Origin of the sequence: Salmonella sp. 741265050_HSA (assembly GCF_046569445.1) — a bacterium.
Taxonomy (GTDB): domain Bacteria; phylum Pseudomonadota; class Gammaproteobacteria; order Enterobacterales; family Enterobacteriaceae; genus Salmonella; species Salmonella enterica.
In genome coordinates, this window is record NZ_JBKFSV010000011.1 from 84,765 (window position 1) to 104,065 (window position 19,301).

Sequence of the window (19,301 nt, forward strand, 5' to 3'; positions counted from 1 at the left end):
AATGCTTACGTCTCCGCAAGACTTTGCGCTTGATGAAAGCACGTATCAACCCCGCTTGTGAAAAGCGCTTTGTAACAAAAGCGTACAGTTCAGGCGATAAAATTAAGTAACAGAAGTGTCTATAACTATGGCTGGAATGTCCACATTGAATATTTGCACAGCGTCACACTTTGCAAAGCATTAGCATTTTTGTCCATAAGATTAGCGGATCCTGCCTGACGGTTTTTGCCGCGACTCTCTACTGTTTCTCCATACCTGTTTTTCTGGATGGAGTAAGACGATGGCAATTGCAATTGGCCTCGATTTTGGCAGTGATTCAGTGCGCGCTCTGGCAGTGGACTGCGCCACCGGCGACGAGATCGCCACCAGCGTAGAGTGGTATCCGCGCTGGCAAGAAGGCCGTTATTGCGACGGCCCGAACAACCAGTTCCGTCATCATCCGCGCGACTACATGGAGTCAATGGAGGCCGCGCTGAAAGCCGTTCTGGCACAATTAAGCGCCGCGCAACGCGCAAATGTCGTTGGCATTGGCGTTGACAGCACCGGTTCTACGCCAGCGCCGATTGACGCCGACGGTAACGTCCTGGCGCTGCGTCCGGAGTTCGCCGAGAACCCGAATGCGATGTTTGTGCTGTGGAAAGATCACACCGCGGTGGAAGAGGCCGATGAAATCACTCGTCTGTGCCATAAGCCAGGCAAGGTCGACTACTCCCGCTATATTGGCGGCATTTACTCCAGCGAATGGTTCTGGGCGAAGATTCTGCACGTCACCCGTCAGGATAGCGCCGTCGCGCAGGCCGCCGTCTCGTGGATTGAACTGTGTGACTGGGTGCCGGCGCTGCTTTCCGGCACCACTCGCCCGCAGGATATCCGCCGTGGCCGCTGCAGCGCCGGGCACAAAACGCTGTGGCATGAAAGCTGGGGCGGCCTGCCGCCCGCGAGCTTCTTTGATGAACTCGATCCGTGCATTAACCGTCATCTGCGCTACCCGTTATTTAGCGAAACCTTCACCGCCGATCTGCCCGTGGGCACCCTGTGCGCCGAATGGGCGCAGCGCCTCGGCTTGCCGGAAAGCGTAGTGATTTCCGGCGGCGCGTTCGACTGTCATATGGGCGCGGTCGGCGCGGGCGCACAGCCCAATACGCTGGTAAAAGTCATCGGCACGTCTACCTGCGACATTCTGATTGCGGATAAACAGAGCGTCGGGGATCGCGCCGTGAAAGGCATTTGCGGTCAGGTTGACGGCAGCGTGGTGCCGAACTTTATCGGTCTGGAAGCGGGCCAATCTGCTTTCGGCGATATCTACGCCTGGTTTAGCCGCGTGTTGAGCTGGCCGCTGGAACAACTTGCCGCGCAGCACCCGGAACTGAAAACCCAGATTAACGCCAGCCAGAAGCAGCTACTGCCAGCGCTCACCGACGCCTGGGCGAAAAATCCGTCCCTGGATCACCTGCCGGTGGTGCTCGACTGGTTTAACGGTCGCCGCACGCCCAATGCCAACCAACGTCTGAAAGGCGTCATTACCGATCTCAATCTCGCCACCGACGCGCCAGCGCTGTTTGGCGGTTTGGTCGCCTCGACCGCCTTCGGCGCGCGCGCCATTCAGGAGTGTTTTACCGATCAGGGTATCGCGGTCAATAACGTGATGGCGCTTGGCGGCATCGCCCGTAAAAATCAGGTCATTATGCAGGTCTGCTGCGACGTACTGAATCGTCCGTTGCAGATCGTCGCTTCCGACCAGTGCTGCGCATTAGGCGCCGCTATCTTTGCCGCCGTCGCTGCGAAGGTCCATGCCGATATTCCTGCCGCCCAGCAAAGCATGGCGAGCGCGGTAGAACTCACTCTGCGCCCCCGCCCTGAACAGGCGCAACGCCTCGAACAGCTTTACCGCCGCTACCAGCAGTGGGCGCTAAGTGCAGAACAACATTATCTTCCGACTGCCGCGCCGGCGCCAACGACCCCGGCCAATCAGGCAATCCTGACTCATTAAGGACACGACAATGACGATTTTTGATAATTATGAAGTATGGTTTGTGATTGGCAGCCAGCATTTGTATGGCGCAGAAACCCTGCGTCAGGTCACTCAACATGCCGAGCATGTGGTCAACGCGCTGAATACCGAAGCCAAACTGCCATGTAAACTGGTATTAAAACCGCTGGGCACCTCGCCGGATGAGATTACCGCCATTTGTCGTGACGCCAATTATGACGATCGCTGCGCGGGGCTGGTGGTCTGGCTGCACACCTTCTCCCCGGCCAAAATGTGGATCAACGGGCTGAGTATCCTTAACAAACCACTACTGCAATTCCATACCCAATTTAACGCCGCCCTGCCGTGGGACAGCATCGATATGGACTTTATGAACCTGAACCAGACTGCGCACGGCGGCCGCGAGTTCGGCTTCATCGGTGCGCGGATGCGCCAGCAGCACGCGGTCGTCACTGGCCACTGGCAGGATAAAGAGGCCCATACGCGTATCGGCGCCTGGATGCGCCAGGCGGTCTCTAAACAGGATACCCGCCAGCTAAAAGTCTGCCGCTTCGGCGACAATATGCGTGAAGTCGCAGTGACTGACGGTGATAAAGTGGCCGCGCAAATCAAATTTGGCTTTTCGGTCAATACCTGGGCGGTCGGCGATCTGGTGCAGGTGGTGAATTCTATCGGCGACGGCGATATCAACGCTCTGATTGACGAGTATGAAAGCAGCTATACCCTGACGCCCGCCACCCAGATCCACGGCGATAAACGCCAGAACGTGCGGGAAGCGGCGCGTATTGAACTCGGTATGAAGCGTTTCCTGGAACAGGGCGGCTTCCACGCATTCACTACTACCTTTGAAGATTTACACGGTCTGAAACAGCTTCCGGGTCTGGCCGTACAGCGTCTTATGCAACAGGGCTACGGCTTTGCGGGCGAAGGCGACTGGAAAACCGCCGCTCTGCTTCGCATTATGAAAGTGATGTCAACCGGTCTGCAGGGCGGCACCTCATTTATGGAGGATTACACCTACCACTTCGAGAAAGGCAACGATCTGGTGCTCGGCTCGCACATGCTGGAAGTGTGTCCGTCCATCGCGGTGGAAGAGAAACCGATCCTCGACGTCCAGCACCTCGGCATTGGCGGCAAGGAAGATCCGGCGCGTTTGATTTTCAATACCCAAACCGGCCCGGCGATCGTCGCCAGCCTGATCGACCTCGGCGATCGTTATCGCCTGCTGGTCAACTGCATTGACACCGTAAAAACGCCGCACTCCCTGCCGAAACTGCCGGTAGCTAACGCGCTGTGGAAGGCGCAGCCGGATCTGCCGACCGCCTCCGAAGCGTGGATTCTGGCTGGCGGCGCGCACCATACCGTCTTCAGCCACGCGCTGGATCTGAACGATATGCGCCAGTTCGCAGAAATACACGATATCGAAATCGCGGTAATTGATAATGATACCCGTCTGCCGGCCTTTAAGGACGCGCTGCGCTGGAACGAGGTGTATTACGGTTTCAAACGTTAATTGGTGAAACGGATTGCCCGGTGGCACTGCGTTTACCGGGCCTACGGTCCTGTAGGCCGAATAAGGCATTTATGTCGCCATCCGGCACACCGTCGCTCGTAGGCCGGATAAGCGAAGCGCCATCCGGCAGGGAGAAAACAATGTTAGAAGATCTCAAACGCCAGGTACTGGAAGCCAATCTGGCGCTGCCAAAACACAACCTGGTCACCCTTACCTGGGGTAACGTCAGCGCCGTCGATCGCGAACGCGGCGTACTGGTGATTAAGCCGTCCGGCGTCGATTATAGCGTCATGACCGCTGAGGATATGGTGGTGGTCAGTCTGGAGACCGGTGAAGTCGTTGAAGGTCATAAGAAACCGTCGTCCGATACGCCAACCCACCGTTTGTTATATCAGGCATTTCCGACTATCGGCGGCATCGTACACACCCATTCGCGCCACGCGACTATCTGGGCGCAGGCGGGTCAGCCGATTCCGGCGACGGGAACCACCCACGCCGACTATTTCTACGGTACGATTCCCTGCACTCGCAAAATGACCGAGGCGGAAATTAATGGCGAGTATGAATGGGAAACGGGCAATGTCATTGTTGAAGCCTTTGAAAAACAAGGCATTGACGCCGCTCAAATGCCCGGCGTGCTTGTCCATTCGCACGGCCCGTTTGCCTGGGGTAAAAATGCCGAGGATGCCGTGCATAACGCCATCGTGCTGGAAGAAGTGGCCTATATGGGGATCTTCTGCCGCCAGCTTGCGCCGCAGTTGCCCGACATGCAGCAATCCCTGCTGGATAAACACTATCTACGCAAACACGGCGCAAAAGCCTATTACGGGCAGTAATGCCTCTAAAAACGCGTCCCATTGGGGGCGCGTTGATGAATCTGGTCGGTGATATATTCAGCAAATGCGCTTTGATAGACGTAATTATCAGAACTCACATATTCAATAATATTATCATAATGTCCCTGCAACACTTTTCCTTCCAGCGCATGGAAGAAAATATAATCTTCAATTGTTGACTGCCAGCGTTGCCCATTTAACAGATAATTAATAATGGTATCCCGATGCCCGTTTTTTCTGTCGTGTCCTTGCCAGTGAAAAAAAGCATTGCCGTTTTCAATAATTTCGGTACGCCAAATCTGATCTGTCCATGTTTTATACTCAAAAAATCGACTCACGGTTTTTATGGAAGGGTTAGCGCGTTGAGTATTGACGAAAAGATAACGTTCGTTCCCTACCGGACACGCCTGCATATTCACATTCATAAAAGATCATTCCCGAATACCACACATTTTGATAAAAACACCCGCACCTGAAAGTCAAAATAAAATTATATTCTAAAATAAAAATTAAATTATGCAGAGAGTTCCCGACGAATTCGCACTGTAATCCATTTTTATTTAACCATAGCGGCCAATTGGAATATTATATTTCTACCTGGCGGTGCGGATGTTTCAAATGAAATTCTTACACTTTTCATTAATTAAAACAAACAAAAAATATCGCTTTTTTGTTAATCCGAGAAATAAGTAACAGATTCAAGCAAGCACTATTCTGAAAAATACTTAATGTATGGAAACAGACTTGACACAAAACAGCCAACCTATGGATAAAAATTGTAAATAAACATGATTCAAAATTAGCAGTTATAGGATAATTATATCAGCTGTCTACACCAGCATCATTATACCCTTCATACGTCAAGTTGCTTATGTGTTGGCTACGGATTACTCGGCCCATCCATGGGCCTCGCCCTGACGGGCCGTCGCACGCGACGTTCAAATCTGCTCCCGGCAGATTTGTCGCTCACCCCAACATAGTTATCTATGCTCCTGGGGACTCACTCCCTTGCCGCCTTTAAGCAACTCGAATTATTTTGGGTATATATTGATAAATAGACGTCAGCAAAAATATCTGACGCTAAAAATCCTTTTATCGTTAAAATATCCATTACACCCGTCACGGGGAACGAACTCATTCATGAAATATCGCTACATCACCAGAATCGCGGCAGGCATAATTCTCATTATGGCCACGGTGTTTATCAATAACGCTATCGCTATTTATCAGTTCAGTCAGCAAGACCAGACGCGCGTAGCTGACTGCGCGATTGTCGCAGGAGCAGGCGTTAGCGGAAAAACGCCTTCTCCCGTTTTTCAGGCCAGACTGGATCATGCCATCTGGCTTTACCAACAACACATTGTCCGCGCGTTGGTATTAACCGGCGGCTACGGCGCTGGCGCAACGGTTTCCGACGCGGCGATAGCCCGTCAATACGTTCTGGAAAAAGGCATTCCGGCTAAGGCGATTTTTATTGAAGAGCGCTCTACCGTGACGCGCGAAAATATTCGTTACGCAAAACAGATACTGCGACAACAACAATGGCGCACAGCGTTACTGGTCAGCGATCCGCTGCATATGCTGCGTCTGAAAACTATCGCTCAGGATAATGGTATCGATAGCCGCTCATCACCCACGCGATCCACCCGCTATAAATCCTGGTGGGCGAAAACCCGCTTCTTACTGCGAGAAACTTTTTATTACAGCGGATATCGGCTTTTACGTTATATGCCTGTACAAAATAACAGTACCCCCCCCTAAAACAGGTTATAATTAGCGTGAATTTTTTAGACAGGTAATCATCGTGGCGCAGGCAGGTTTCATTTTAACCCGGCACTGGCGGGATACGCCGCAAGGAACGGAGGTCTCTTTCTGGCTGGCGACAGACAACGGCCCTGTGCAGGCGACGCTGGCACCGCAGGAATCCGTGGCGTTTATTCCGACCAGCCAGACCTCCCGCGCCGCCTCGCTGCTACAGGCGGAAAAAGACTATCGCCTGACGCCGCTCCAGCTGCGAGACTTTCATCGTCAGCCGGTATCCGGTCTGTATTGCCGCACTCACCGCCAGCTTATGCGGATGGAGAAACTGCTGCGCGAAAGCGGCGTCACCGTTTATGAAGCGGATGTACGCCCGCCGGAACGTTACCTGATGGAACGTTTTATTACGTCGCCCGTTTGGGTAGACGGCGAGATGCGCAACGGCGTTATCCGCAATGCGCGTCTTAAACCCCACCCCGACTATCGACCGCCGCTAAAATGGGTCTCGCTGGATATCGAAACCACGCGACACGGCGAACTGTATTGCATTGGTCTGGAAGGCTGCGGCCAGCGTACCGTTTATATGCTGGGCCCGGCGAATGGCGATGACCGCCAACTGGACTTCGAGCTTGTGTATGTCGCCAGCCGCTCGCAGTTGCTGGAAAAACTCAACGCCTGGTTTGCCGAGCATGATCCTGACGTCATCATCGGCTGGAACGTGGTGCAGTTCGACCTGCGTATGCTGCAAAAACATGCCGAACGCTACCGTATCCCTTTACGGCTGGGGCGAGACAATAGCGAACTGGAGTGGCGCGAACATGGCTTCAAAAACGGCGTTTTTTTCGCCCAGGCCAGAGGGCGAGTCATTATCGATGGTATTGACGCGCTTAAATCCGCGTTCTGGAATTTTTCGTCTTTTTCGCTGGAAGCCGTCTCGCAGGAACTGCTCGGCGAAGGAAAATCCATTGATAATCCCTGGGATCGTATGGATGAGATCGATCGTCGCTTTGCCCAGGATAAACCCGCCCTCGCCACCTACAACCTGAAAGACTGCGAGCTGGTCACGCGCATTTTCCATAAAACCGAGATCATGCCGTTTTTGCTGGAACGCGCGACGATCAACGGCCTGCCGGTCGATCGCCACGGCGGTTCGGTCGCCGCATTCGGGCATCTTTACTTTCCGCGAATGCACCGCGCCGGCTATGTCGCGCCCAATCTCGGCGAAGTGCCGCCGCTGGCAAGTCCCGGCGGCTACGTAATGGATTCACAACCCGGATTATACGATTCAGTACTGGTGCTGGATTATAAAAGCCTGTACCCGTCGATTATCCGCACGTTTTTGATTGATCCCGTCGGGCTGGTCGAAGGCATGGCGCAGCCGGATCCGGAACACAGTACCGAAGGTTTCCTTGACGCCTGGTTTTCACGAGAAAAGCACTGCCTGCCGGAAATTGTTAGCCAAATCTGGCACGGGCGCGATGAAGCCAAACGTCAGGGCAATAAACCGCTCTCGCAGGCGCTTAAAATCATTATGAACGCCTTTTATGGCGTACTCGGCACCACGGCCTGTCGCTTTTTCGATCCCCGTCTGGCGTCGTCAATCACCATGCGCGGCCATGCGATTATGCGCCAGACCAAAGCGCTGATTGAGGCGCAGGGTTATAACGTAATTTATGGCGATACCGATTCCACTTTCGTCTGGCTCCGGCGTGCGCATTCAGAAGCCGACGCGGCGGAAATCGGGCACAGGCTGGTGCGTCACGTGAACGAATGGTGGGCGCAGACGTTACAACAGCAAAATTTGACCAGCGCGCTGGAGCTGGAGTTTGAAACCCACTTTTGCCGTTTTCTGATGCCGACCATCCGCGGCGCGGATACTGGCAGTAAAAAACGCTACGCGGGCCTGATTCAGGAAGGCGACAGCCAGCGCATGGTATTTAAAGGTCTGGAAACGGTGCGGACCGACTGGACGCCGCTGGCGCAGCGCTTTCAACAGGAGCTGTATCTGCGCGTTTTTCGCAATGAACCTTATCAAGACTATGTGCGCGAGACTATTGATAAACTGATGGCGGGCGAGCTGGACGCGCAGCTGGTTTATCGTAAGCGTCTGCGTCGCCCTTTACATGAGTACCAACGTAACATCCCGCCGCACGTTCGCGCCGCCCGGCTGGCGGATGAACAAAACCTGAAGCGGGGTCGTCCGGCGCAGTATCAGAATCGCGGCGCCATAAAATATGTCTGGACTGTTAACGGCCCCGAGCCCGTGGATTACCAGCAGTCGCCTCTGGATTACGAACACTATCTTACCCGCCAGCTACAACCCGTGGCGGAAGGAATTCTTCCCTTCGTTGAAGATAATTTTGCTACACTACTGACCGGGCAACTGGGGCTATTTTGACGCGTGACGAAAGCGCCGCCTTCCAGTACCATAGCGCCCTTTCCATTCCTGGACCTAATTAACGCCACTACCACATTAGCCTGGTAGCGGGGTCGTATACTCGCAATTATCCAGTGCTGTCGCCTGGGAATGGCGAGTAATGCCTGCAATTAAAGATATAGAGCCGAACACATATGCCTTTTACACTTGGTCAACGCTGGATCAGCGATACAGAAAGCGAGCTGGGACTTGGAACCGTTGTTGCGATGGATGCGCGAACCGTCACCTTACTTTTCCCGTCCACGGGGGAAAACCGCCTGTATGCGCGCAGTGATTCTCCCGTGACCCGCGTCATGTTCAACCCTGGCGATACGATTACAAGCCATGAAGGCTGGCAGCTACATATCGATGAAGTAAAAGAAGAAAATGGCCTGCTTGTTTATGTCGGCACCCGCCTGGATACCGAAGAGACCAATGTGACGTTGCGCGAAGTTCTGCTCGACAGCAAGTTGGTTTTCAGTAAGCCCCAGGATCGTCTGTTCGCCGGTCAAATCGATCGAATGGATCGGTTCGCGCTGCGCTATCGCGCCCGTAAATTTCAGAGCGAGCAGTACCGGATGCCATACAGCGGTCTGCGCGGTCAGCGGACCAATCTGATCCCGCATCAGCTTAATATCGCTCATGATGTAGGTCGTCGCCACGCGCCGCGCGTACTGCTGGCGGATGAAGTGGGCTTAGGTAAAACCATTGAAGCCGGGATGATTCTGCATCAACAGTTATTATCCGGCGCGGCGGAACGCGTATTGATCATCGTGCCGGAAACCCTGCAACACCAGTGGCTGGTAGAAATGCTGCGCCGTTTCAACCTGCGCTTCGCGCTGTTCGATGACGAACGCTATACCGAAGCGCAACACGACGCGTATAACCCGTTTGAAACCGAACAACTGGTGATCTGCTCGCTGGATTTCGCCCGCCGTAATAAGCAGCGTCTGGAACATTTGTGCGACGCCGAGTGGGATTTGCTGGTGGTCGACGAAGCGCATCATCTGGTGTGGAGTACCGATGCGCCGAGCCGTGAATATATGGCCATCGAACAGTTAGCTGAACGCGTACCGGGCGTGCTGCTGCTGACCGCCACGCCAGAACAGCTGGGGATGGAAAGCCATTTCGCTCGTTTGCGCCTGCTCGATCCGAACCGTTTCCACGATTTCGAACAGTTTGTCGAAGAACAGAAAAACTACCGCCCTGTCGCTGATGCGGTGGCCATGCTGCTGGCGGGCAATAAACTCAGCAACGACGAACTGAACAGGCTGGGCGATCTGATCGGCGAACAGGATATTGAACCGCTGTTGCAGGCCGCTAATAGCGATCGCGACGACGCGCAGGCCGCCCGTGATGAGCTGGTGTCGATGCTGATGGATCGCCACGGCACCAGCCGCGTTCTGTTCCGCAACACCCGTAACGGCGTCAAGGGGTTCCCGAAACGTGAACTGCATACGGTAAAACTGCCGCTGCCGACCCAGTATCAGACCGCCATTAAGGTCTCCGGCATTATGGGCGCGCGTAAAAGCGCGGAAGATCGCGCCCGCGATATGCTCTATCCGGAACAAATTTATCAGGAGTTCGAAGGCGATACTGGCACCTGGTGGAACTTCGACCCACGCGTTGAGTGGCTAATGGGCTATCTGACCAGCCATCGTTCGCAAAAAGTGCTGGTGATCTGCGCTAAGGCGACCACCGCGTTACAGCTGGAGCAGGTGCTGCGCGAACGCGAAGGCATCCGCGCCGCCGTGTTCCATGAGGGCATGTCGATTATTGAACGCGACCGCGCCGCCGCCTGGTTCGCCGAAGAAGATACCGGCGCGCAGGTGCTGTTATGTTCCGAAATCGGCTCCGAAGGACGTAACTTCCAGTTTGCCAGCAATCTGGTGATGTTCGACTTGCCGTTTAACCCGGATCTGCTGGAACAGCGTATTGGTCGTCTGGATCGTATCGGCCAGGCGCATGATATCCAGATCCACGTCCCGTACCTGGAAAAAACCGCCCAGTCGGTGCTGGTTCGCTGGTATCACGAAGGGCTGGACGCCTTTGAGCACACCTGCCCGACCGGTCGCGCGATTTATGATTCAGCCTACGCCAGTCTGATTAACTATCTGGCCGCGCCTGAAGAAACCGACGGGTTTGACGATCTGATCAAATCCTGCCGCGAACAGCATGAAGCGCTAAAAGCCCAGTTAGAACAGGGCCGCGACCGCCTGCTGGAGATCCACTCCAACGGCGGAGAAAAAGCCCAACAGCTCGCACAAAGCATTGAAGAACAGGACGACGACACCAACCTGATCGCGTTCGCCATGAACCTGTTCGATATCGTCGGCATTAACCAGGACGATCGCGGCGACAACCTGATCGTGCTGACGCCGTCCGACCACATGTTGGTGCCGGATTTCCCCGGCCTGCCGGAAGACGGCTGTACTATCACGTTTGAACGTGACGTAGCCCTGTCTCGCGAAGATGCGCAGTTTATTACCTGGGAACATCCGCTCATCCGTAACGGACTGGATCTGATCCTCTCCGGCGATACCGGCAGCAGCACCATTTCGCTGTTGAAAAATAAAGCGCTGCCAGTCGGCACGCTGCTGGTCGAACTGGTTTACGTCGTGGAAGCGCAGGCGCCGAAACAGCTACAACTGAACCGCTTCCTGCCGCCGACGCCGGTACGTATGCTGTTAGATAAAAACGGCAACAATCTGGCCGCCCAGGTCGAGTTTGAAACCTTCAACCGTCAGCTCAGCGCCGTGAATCGCCACACCGGCAGCAAACTGGTGAACGCCGTACAACAGGACGTCCACGCCATTTTGCAACTGGGCGAGACGCAGATTGAAAAGTCCGCCAGAGCGCTGATTGATAACGCGCGTCGCGAGGCGGATGAAAAACTGTCCGGGGAACTGTCGCGTCTGGAAGCGCTGCGCGCCGTCAACCCGAACATTCGCGACGACGAACTTGCCGCTATCGACAGTAACCGTCAGCAGGTACTGGAAAGCCTGAATCAGGCAGGCTGGCGTCTGGACGCGCTGCGTCTTATCGTCGTCACGCACCAATAACGGAGCCGTACATGGGGATGGAAAACTACAATCCGCCGCAGGAACCCTGGCTGGTTATCCTGTATCAGGATGAGCACATTATGGTGGTCAATAAGCCCAGCGGCCTGTTGTCCGTGCCGGGGCGTCTGGAAGCGCACAAAGACAGCATTATGACGCGTATCCAGCGCGACTACCCGCAGGCAGAATCGGTGCATCGTCTGGATATGGCCACCAGCGGCGTGATTGTAGTGGCGCTGACCAAAGCCGCGGAGCGGGAGCTAAAACGCCAGTTCCGCGAACGTGAGCCGAAAAAGCAGTATGTGGCGCGCGTATGGGGGCATCCCTCCCCGGCGGAAGGGCTGGTTGACTTACCGCTCATCTGCGACTGGCCAAACCGGCCAAAGCAGAAAGTGTGTTATGAAACCGGCAAACCGGCGCAAACGGAATATAACGTGGTGGAGTTTGCGGCGGATAATACCGCCCGCGTGGTGCTCAAGCCGATCACCGGACGTTCGCATCAGCTTCGTGTGCATATGCTGGCGTTAGGCCACCCGATTTTAGGCGATCGGTTTTACGCCTCGCCGGAAGCGTTGTCGCTGGCGCCGCGTTTGCAGTTACACGCCGAAATGCTGACCATTACCCATCCCGCTTACGGTAACAGCATGACGTTTAAAGTCCCGGCAGATTTTTAAATTCAGAGCCAATTTATGCTGGGGCGCTTCGCTTGCCCGGCCTACATTCATTAACGTAGGCCGGATAAGGCGCTAGCCGCATCCGGCAATTCAATCACTTGAAGCCTTTCTGTTCTTTGATTAGCTCATACGCTTTCTGAATTTCCTGCGCTTTTTGCTTCGCCATTTCCATCATTTCCGGCGGTAAACCTTTCGCGACCAGTTTGTCCGGATGATGCTCGCTCATCAGTTTGCGATAAGCGCGTTTAATGGTGGTTGCATCGTCGGTGGTTTTAACCCCCAGCACATTACAGGCATCTTCCAGCGTCGGGCCGCGCTGCGCCTGCTGCCAGCCGCCGCCGGACTGTTGATGATAACCGCCGCCAAACTGCGCGCCGCCCTGCATCATACGCAGAAACTGATCGAACTGTATGCGGGAAATACCTAGCTCTTCCGCAATCACATACAGCACTTCCCGCTCATTAGGGTGTAGCGAGCCATCGGCAAACGCCGCCTGGATCTGAATTTCCAGAAACATCCGGATCAGATCAAAACGCCCGAAGCAGACGCTACGAAACTGCCGCATCTTTTCACGTAATGGGTAATTATCCGCTTTTCCGACCCGAAAGGCGTTCTGCGCGGCTGTACGTGAATCGCCGTGTAAATTCATACGATCCATCAACTGACTGGCGATATGAATATCCGCTTCCGTCACCCGTCCTTTTGATTTGGTTAAGTGGCCCATCACCTCAAAGGTGGTGGCAAAAAACAGCGCCTGCCGTTCCCGCTGGTTGGCAAACCACGCCATTTTTCGGCTGCGGGCTTTGTCGAACATATGGCCCACCAGCAGACCCAGGACCACGCCCCAAAAGCCGCCGCCCATCATCAGGGCTACGGCGACGCCAATTATCTTTCCCCAGTACTGCATAGACTCCCCAAAACGTTACGCTATCGGTGAGGCTATCTCCCACAAAATAAGGTGCTTTTCTGCGAATGAAGGCTACGGTCAATTGTGGGACATCGCCTATAATTTGCATTATCATACCTGTCATTCAATGCCGTGCCTAACACCACAGACGCTAAACGGCAGGATTAACACTGGCGCAGCGAAGATGAGTAAGTTAGGCTGTGACCGTTTGTCACGCGCAACGCTACCGATGATGGAACAATAAATACAACGTATGAAAAAACGTATTCCCACTCTTCTGGCCACCATGATCGCCAGCGCCCTTTATAGTCATCAGGGGCTGGCAGCCGATCTTGCCTCACAGTGTATGTTGGGCGTGCCGAGCTACGATCGTCCTCTGGTAAAAGGCGATACCAACGATCTGCCGGTGACTATCAATGCCGATAACGCTAAAGGTAACTACCCGGACGATGCCGTTTTTACCGGCAACGTGGACATTATGCAGGGGAATAGCCGCCTGCAAGCGGATGAAGTGCAGCTTCATCAGAAGCAGGCGGAAGGTCAGCCGGAACCTGTACGCACCGTCGATGCGCTGGGTAATGTGCATTATGATGACAATCAGGTCATCCTTAAAGGGCCGAAGGGCTGGGCGAACCTGAACACCAAAGACACGAACGTCTGGGAGGGCGATTACCAGATGGTGGGCCGTCAGGGGCGCGGTAAAGCCGATCTCATGAAGCAGCGCGGCGAAAACCGCTATACCATTCTGGAAAACGGCAGCTTTACCTCCTGTCTGCCTGGCTCCGATACCTGGAGCGTGGTGGGGAGTGAAGTCATCCATGACCGTGAAGAACAGGTTGCGGAGATCTGGAACGCCCGGTTTAAAGTAGGTCCGGTTCCGATCTTTTATAGCCCCTATTTACAGCTCCCCGTCGGTGACAAACGTCGCTCAGGTTTCCTGATCCCGAACGCGAAATACACGACCAAGAACTATTTCGAGTTCTACTTACCGTATTACTGGAACATCGCGCCCAATATGGACGCCACCATCACCCCGCACTATATGCACCGCCGCGGCAATATTATGTGGGAGAACGAATTCCGTTATCTCACGCAGGCGGGCGAGGGAGTGATGGAATTAGATTATCTGCCTTCTGATAAAGTTTACGAGGACGATCATCCCAAAGAGGGCGATAAGCACCGCTGGTTATTCTACTGGCAGCACTCAGGCGTGATGGATCAGGTGTGGCGTTTTAACGTCGATTACACCAAAGTCAGCGACTCCAGCTACTTTAATGATTTCGACAGTAAGTACGGTTCCAGTACCGACGGCTACGCAACGCAGAAATTCAGCGTCGGCTACGCCGTACAAAACTTTGACGCTACGGTGTCGACCAAACAATTCCAGGTCTTTAACGATCAAAACACCAGCAGCTACTCTGCGGAGCCGCAGTTAGACGTTAACTACTACCATAACGATCTCGGGCCGTTTGATACCCGGATTTACGGCCAGGCGGTACATTTCGTCAACACCAAAGACAATATGCCGGAAGCGACCCGCGTCCACCTGGAGCCAACCATTAATTTGCCGCTCTCCAACCGATGGGGCAGCCTGAACACCGAAGCGAAGCTGATGGCGACGCACTATCAGCAAACGAATCTGGACAGCTATAACAGCGATCCAAACAATAAAAATAAGCTGGAAGATTCGGTTAACCGCGTCATGCCGCAGTTTAAAGTCGACGGTAAGCTCATCTTCGAACGCGATATGGCGATGCTGGCGCCGGGGTATACCCAGACGCTGGAACCACGCGTGCAGTACCTGTATGTGCCGTACCGCGACCAGAGCGGCATCTATAACTACGATTCTTCTTTGCTGCAATCCGACTATAACGGCCTGTTCCGCGACCGCACTTATGGCGGTCTCGACCGTATTGCTTCCGCCAACCAGGTCACGACCGGCGTCACAACACGCATTTATGATGATGCCGCCGTTGAACGTTTTAACGTTTCTGTTGGTCAAATCTACTATTTCACGGAGTCTCGCACCGGCGATGACAACATTAAATGGGAGAATGACGACAAAACCGGTTCGCTGGTTTGGGCAGGCGACACTTACTGGCGTATTTCAGAACGCTGGGGGCTGCGTAGCGGAGTGCAGTACGATACCCGTCTGGATAGCGTCGCTACCAGCAGCAGCAGCCTCGAATACCGTCGGGATCAGGATCGTCTGGTACAGTTGAACTACCGCTATGCCAGCCCGGAATATATTCAGGCTACGTTGCCTTCGTATTATTCCACGGCAGAGCAGTATAAAAACGGCATCAACCAGGTGGGCGCGGTGGCAAGTTGGCCGATTGCCGATCGCTGGTCGATTGTCGGCGCGTACTACTTCGATACCAATTCGAGCAAACCTGCAGACCAGATGCTCGGCTTGCAGTACAACTCTTGCTGCTATGCGATCCGCGTCGGATACGAACGTAAGCTGAACGGTTGGGATAACGATAAACAACACGCGATTTATGATAACGCGATTGGCTTCAACATTGAGCTGCGCGGTTTGAGCTCTAACTACGGCCTCGGCACGCAAGAAATGTTGCGTTCGAACATTCTGCCGTACCAAAGCTCTATGTGATCTGATTGATTTACAACGTAATCCGCATTGCGGTTAATTGAAATGGAAAAAGTATGAAGAACTGGAAAACGCTGCTTCTCGGTATCGCCATGATCGCGAATACCAGTTTCGCTGCCCCCCAGGTAGTCGATAAAGTCGCAGCCGTCGTCAATAATGGCGTCGTGCTGGAAAGCGACGTTGATGGCTTAATGCAATCAGTCAAACTCAACGCGGGTCAGGCAGGTCAGCAGCTTCCGGACGACGCCACGCTGCGTCACCAGATCCTGGAACGTTTGATTATGGATCAAATTATCCTGCAGATGGGTCAGAAGATGGGGGTGAAGATCACGGATGAGCAGTTGGATCAGGCCATCGCCAACATCGCCAAACAAAACAATATGACGATGGATCAGATGCGCAGCCGTCTGGCTTACGATGGGCTGAACTATTCAACCTACCGTAACCAGATTCGTAAAGAGATGATTATCTCTGAAGTGCGCAACAACGAGGTTCGTCGCCGTATCACCGTTTTGCCGCAAGAAGTTGACGCGCTGGCAAAACAGATTGGCACCCAAAACGATGCCAGCACCGAGCTGAACCTGAGCCATATCCTGATTGCTCTGCCGGAAAACCCAACCTCCGAGCAGGTTAACGACGCGCAGCGCCAGGCGGAAAGCATTGTTGAAGAAGCGCGTAACGGCGCAGATTTCGGCAAACTGGCGATTACCTACTCTGCCGACCAGCAGGCGCTAAAAGGCGGTCAGATGGGCTGGGGCCGTATCCAGGAGCTGCCGGGGATTTTCGCCCAGGCGCTGAGCACTGCGAAGAAAGGCGACATTGTCGGCCCGATTCGCTCCGGCGTCGGTTTCCACATTCTGAAAGTAAATGACCTGCGCGGTCAGAGCCAGAGTATCTCCGTGACCGAAGTTCACGCTCGTCACATTCTGCTTAAGCCGTCGCCGATCATGAACGATCAGCAGGCGCGCCTGAAGCTGGAAGAAATCGCGGCTGACATTAAGAGTGGTAAAACCACATTTGCCGCTGCGGCGAAAGAGTACTCTCAGGACCCGGGCTCCGCTAACCAGGGCGGTGATTTGGGTTGGGCTACGCCAGATATTTTCGATCCGGCGTTCCGCGACGCGCTGACGAAGCTGCATAAAGGCCAAATAAGCGCGCCGGTACACTCCTCTTTTGGCTGGCATCTGATCGAATTGCTGGATACGCGTAAGGTAGACAAAACCGATGCGGCGCAGAAAGATCGCGCTTATCGTATGCTGATGAACCGTAAATTCTCAGAAGAAGCGGCGACCTGGATGCAAGAACAGCGCGCCAGCGCTTACGTTAAGATTTTGAGTAACTAATGAGCAGTGCGCAACGCGTTGTTATCACTCCCGGCGAACCCGCCGGGATTGGCCCCGATCTTGTCGTCCAACTGGCGCAACGCGCGTGGCCGATTGAACTGGTCGTCTGTGCGGACGGCGCGCTCCTGACGGAGCGGGCCGCCATGCTCGGCCTGCCCCTCTCGCTTCTCCCTTACTCGCCTGATGTCCCCGCTGCGCCGCAGCCCGCGGGAACGCTGACCCTATTGCCGGTCTCGCTGCACGCGCCTGCCATCCCCGGTCAGTTGACGGTAGAAAATGGCCCCTATGTGGTAGAGACGCTGGCGCGAGCGTGTGATGGCTGTCTGAACGGTGAATTTGCCGCGCTGATCACAGGCCCAGTGCACAAAGGCGTTATTAACGACGCAGGCATTCCGTTTACCGGTCATACCGAGTTTTTCGAAGAGCGTTCGCAGGCGAAAAAAGTCGTGATGATGCTGGCAACCGAAGAACTTCGCGTGGCGCTGGCGACCACGCATCTGCCGCTACGGGTGATTGCAGACGCCATCACCCCTGCGCTTTTGCACGAAGTGATTGCTATTTTGCATCACGATTTGCGGACCAAATTTGGTATTGCCGAACCGCGCATTCTTGTCTGTGGCCTGAATCCGCACGCGGGCGAAGGCGGTCATATGGGCACGGAAGAGATAGACACCATCATTCCGGTGCTCGACGAGCTGCGGGCGCAGGGGATGAAACTCAACGGGCCGCTACCTGCTGATACGCTGTTTCAGCCCAAATATCTCGATAATGCCGACGCGGTGCTGGCAATGTACCACGATCAGGGCCTGCCCGTGCTAAAATACCAGGGATTCGGTCGGGGAGTGAATATTACGCTCGGCCTACCTTTTATTCGAACCTCCGTTGACCACGGCACCGCGCTTGAACTGGCGGGTCGTGGAAAAGCGGATGTCGGCAGTTTTATTACGGCGCTTAATCTCGCCATCAAAATGATTGTTAATACCCAATGAATAATCGAGTCCATCAGGGCCATTTAGCCCGTAAACGCTTCGGGCAAAACTTTCTCAACGATCGGTTTGTGATCGACAGTATTGTTTCTGCTATTAATCCGCAAAAAGGCCAGGCGATGGTTGAAATCGGCCCCGGTCTGGCGGCGCTGACGGAGCCGGTCGGCGAACGACTGGATAAGCTCACGGTCATTGAACTTGACCGCGATCTGGCGGCGCGTTTGCAAACCCATCCGTTTTTAGGGCCGAAGCTGACTATTTATCAGCAGGACGCCATGACCATGAACTTTGGCGAACTGTCTGCGCAGTTGGGCCAACCGCTGCGTGTGTTCGGCAATCTGCCCTATAATATCTCCACCCCGCTGATGTTCCATCTCTTTAGCTATACTGATGCCATTGCCGACATGCACTTTATGTTGCAAAAAGAAGTGGTAAATCGTCTGGTTGCAGGGCCGAACAGCAAAGCGTATGGTCGTTTAAGCGTGATGGCGCAATATTACTGTCAGGTGATCCCGGTGCTTGAAGTGCCGCCATCCGCCTTCACGCCGCCGCCCAAAGTGGACTCCGCCGTGGTGCGTCTGGTTCCACACGCAATAATGCCTTACCCGGTTAAAGATATTCGCGTGTTGAGCCGTATTACCACCGAGGCCTTTAACCAGCGCCGTAAAACGATCCGTAACAGTCTCGGCAACCTTTTTAGCGTTGAGACGTTGACGGAAATGGGTATTGACCCGGCAATGCGCGCGGAAAATATCTCTGTCGCGCAGTACTGCCAGATGGCCAACTATCTGTCGGAAAACGCGCCTTTGAAGGAGAGTTAAACATGATCAATTCGCCCAGAGTGTGTATTCAGGTGCAAAGCGTCTACATTGAGGCGCAATCCTCACCTGACGATGAACGTTACGTTTTTGCCTATACCGTAACCATCCGCAATCTGGGCCGGGCGCCAGTGCAGCTATTGGGCCGCTACTGGCTGATTACCAATGGTCATGGCCGTGAAACTGAAGTCCAGGGCGAAGGTGTGGTTGGCGTCCAGCCGCGCATTGCGCCTGGCGAAGAGTATCAGTACACCAGCGGCGCGGTAATTGAAACGCCGCTGGGCACCATGCAGGGTCATTACGAAATGATCGATGAAAATGGCGACGCCTTTACCATCGACATTCCCGTGTTTCGACTCGCCGTCCCTACACTCATTCACTAAAATTATA

The 19,301-nt window shown here is 54.3% G+C and carries 14 protein-coding genes; 12 read left to right on the forward strand and 2 right to left on the reverse strand.

The window, feature by feature from the left end:
* Positions 1–280: 280 nt before the first annotated feature.
* The 3 genes from araB (at position 281) to araD (ending at position 4,339) form a co-directional block, all read left to right on the forward strand.
* Positions 281–1,990 (forward strand): ribulokinase, encoded by a 1,710-nt coding sequence (gene araB, locus ACLD4F_RS16860; protein WP_079944277.1) that lies wholly within the window; start codon positions 281–283, stop codon positions 1,988–1,990.
* Between the two features lie 10 nt (positions 1,991–2,000).
* Positions 2,001–3,503 (forward strand): L-arabinose isomerase, encoded by a 1,503-nt coding sequence (araA, locus tag ACLD4F_RS16865; RefSeq protein ID WP_000151692.1) that lies wholly within the window; start codon positions 2,001–2,003, stop codon positions 3,501–3,503.
* Between the two features lie 140 nt (positions 3,504–3,643).
* Positions 3,644–4,339, forward strand: coding sequence for an L-ribulose-5-phosphate 4-epimerase (gene araD, locus ACLD4F_RS16870; RefSeq protein WP_000888690.1), 696 nt, complete (start codon positions 3,644–3,646; stop codon positions 4,337–4,339).
* A gap of 5 nt (positions 4,340–4,344) precedes the next feature.
* On the opposite strand, the gene ACLD4F_RS16875 is transcribed toward araD, so the two are convergent.
* A complete protein-coding gene (locus ACLD4F_RS16875; protein WP_001102194.1) occupies positions 4,345–4,764 on the reverse strand; it encodes a DUF4751 family protein in 420 nt (139 codons plus the stop codon).
* A gap of 715 nt (positions 4,765–5,479) precedes the next feature.
* On the opposite strand from ACLD4F_RS16875, the gene ACLD4F_RS16880 reads away from it, so the two are divergent.
* The 4 genes from ACLD4F_RS16880 (at position 5,480) to rluA (ending at position 12,246) form a co-directional block, all read left to right on the forward strand.
* Positions 5,480–6,100 carry a YdcF family protein gene (locus ACLD4F_RS16880; protein WP_411010946.1) on the forward strand — a complete coding sequence of 207 codons (621 nt, stop codon included), beginning with the start codon at positions 5,480–5,482 and terminating at the stop codon, positions 6,098–6,100.
* Positions 6,101–6,143: 43 nt separating this feature from the next.
* Positions 6,144–8,495 carry a DNA polymerase II gene (polB, locus tag ACLD4F_RS16885; RefSeq protein WP_411010947.1) on the forward strand — a complete coding sequence of 784 codons (2,352 nt, stop codon included), beginning with the start codon at positions 6,144–6,146 and terminating at the stop codon, positions 8,493–8,495.
* Positions 8,496–8,668: 173 nt separating this feature from the next.
* Complete coding sequence (rapA, locus tag ACLD4F_RS16890) at positions 8,669–11,575, forward strand: RNA polymerase-associated protein RapA (protein WP_001116966.1); 2,907 nt, start codon at positions 8,669–8,671, stop codon at positions 11,573–11,575.
* 11 nt (positions 11,576–11,586) lie between these two features.
* Positions 11,587–12,246, forward strand: coding sequence for a bifunctional tRNA pseudouridine(32) synthase/23S rRNA pseudouridine(746) synthase RluA (gene rluA, locus ACLD4F_RS16895; RefSeq protein WP_000525196.1), 660 nt, complete (start codon positions 11,587–11,589; stop codon positions 12,244–12,246).
* A 94-nt stretch (positions 12,247–12,340) separates the two neighbouring features.
* Here rluA and djlA read toward each other — a convergent pair whose 3' ends face one another.
* The gene (gene djlA, locus ACLD4F_RS16900; protein WP_001200591.1) at positions 12,341–13,153 is read right to left on the reverse strand and encodes a co-chaperone DjlA; all 813 of its coding nucleotides are present in this window, start codon (positions 13,151–13,153) and stop codon (positions 12,341–12,343) included.
* A 253-nt stretch (positions 13,154–13,406) separates the two neighbouring features.
* Here djlA and lptD point away from each other — a divergent pair, with 253 nt between their 5' ends.
* From lptD to apaG, 5 genes are read left to right on the forward strand one after another with little or no spacing between them, the layout of a single operon-like run.
* Positions 13,407–15,767: an LPS assembly protein LptD gene (lptD, locus tag ACLD4F_RS16905; RefSeq protein ID WP_000746127.1), complete on the forward strand. Its 2,361-nt coding sequence runs from the start codon at positions 13,407–13,409 to the stop codon at positions 15,765–15,767.
* A gap of 53 nt (positions 15,768–15,820) precedes the next feature.
* Entirely contained in the window at positions 15,821–17,107 is a 1,287-nt protein-coding gene (surA, locus tag ACLD4F_RS16910; RefSeq protein ID WP_000800482.1) for a peptidylprolyl isomerase SurA, read from the forward strand.
* Positions 17,107–18,096, forward strand: coding sequence for a 4-hydroxythreonine-4-phosphate dehydrogenase PdxA (gene pdxA, locus ACLD4F_RS16915; RefSeq protein ID WP_080095133.1), 990 nt, complete (start codon positions 17,107–17,109; stop codon positions 18,094–18,096). Before surA ends, pdxA begins: the two co-directional genes overlap by 1 nt.
* On the forward strand, positions 18,093–18,914 hold the full coding sequence (gene rsmA / locus ACLD4F_RS16920) for a 16S rRNA (adenine(1518)-N(6)/adenine(1519)-N(6))-dimethyltransferase RsmA (RefSeq protein ID WP_411010948.1): 822 nt from the start codon (positions 18,093–18,095) through the stop codon (positions 18,912–18,914). The genes pdxA and rsmA overlap by 4 nt, the downstream gene beginning before the upstream one ends.
* Positions 18,915–18,916: 2 nt before the next feature.
* Complete coding sequence (apaG, locus tag ACLD4F_RS16925; protein WP_000610894.1) at positions 18,917–19,294, forward strand: Co2+/Mg2+ efflux protein ApaG; 378 nt, start codon at positions 18,917–18,919, stop codon at positions 19,292–19,294.
* Positions 19,295–19,301: the final 7 nt, after the last annotated feature.

Coding starts and splice junctions, on each gene's coding strand:
- araB (WP_079944277.1), top strand. CDS start 281: ATGGCAATTGCAATTGGCCTCGATTTTGGCAGTGATTCAGTGCGCGCT.
- araA (WP_000151692.1), top strand. CDS start 2,001: ATGACGATTTTTGATAATTATGAAGTATGGTTTGTGATTGGCAGCCAG.
- araD (WP_000888690.1), top strand. CDS start 3,644: ATGTTAGAAGATCTCAAACGCCAGGTACTGGAAGCCAATCTGGCGCTG.
- ACLD4F_RS16875 (WP_001102194.1), bottom strand. CDS start 4,764: ATGAATGTGAATATGCAGGCGTGTCCGGTAGGGAACGAACGTTATCTT.
- ACLD4F_RS16880 (WP_411010946.1), top strand. CDS start 5,480: ATGAAATATCGCTACATCACCAGAATCGCGGCAGGCATAATTCTCATT.
- rapA (WP_001116966.1), top strand. CDS start 8,669: ATGCCTTTTACACTTGGTCAACGCTGGATCAGCGATACAGAAAGCGAG.
- rluA (WP_000525196.1), top strand. CDS start 11,587: ATGGGGATGGAAAACTACAATCCGCCGCAGGAACCCTGGCTGGTTATC.
- djlA (WP_001200591.1), bottom strand. CDS start 13,153: ATGCAGTACTGGGGAAAGATAATTGGCGTCGCCGTAGCCCTGATGATG.
- lptD (WP_000746127.1), top strand. CDS start 13,407: ATGAAAAAACGTATTCCCACTCTTCTGGCCACCATGATCGCCAGCGCC.
- surA (WP_000800482.1), top strand. CDS start 15,821: ATGAAGAACTGGAAAACGCTGCTTCTCGGTATCGCCATGATCGCGAAT.
- pdxA (WP_080095133.1), top strand. CDS start 17,107: ATGAGCAGTGCGCAACGCGTTGTTATCACTCCCGGCGAACCCGCCGGG.
- rsmA (WP_411010948.1), top strand. CDS start 18,093: ATGAATAATCGAGTCCATCAGGGCCATTTAGCCCGTAAACGCTTCGGG.
- apaG (WP_000610894.1), top strand. CDS start 18,917: ATGATCAATTCGCCCAGAGTGTGTATTCAGGTGCAAAGCGTCTACATT.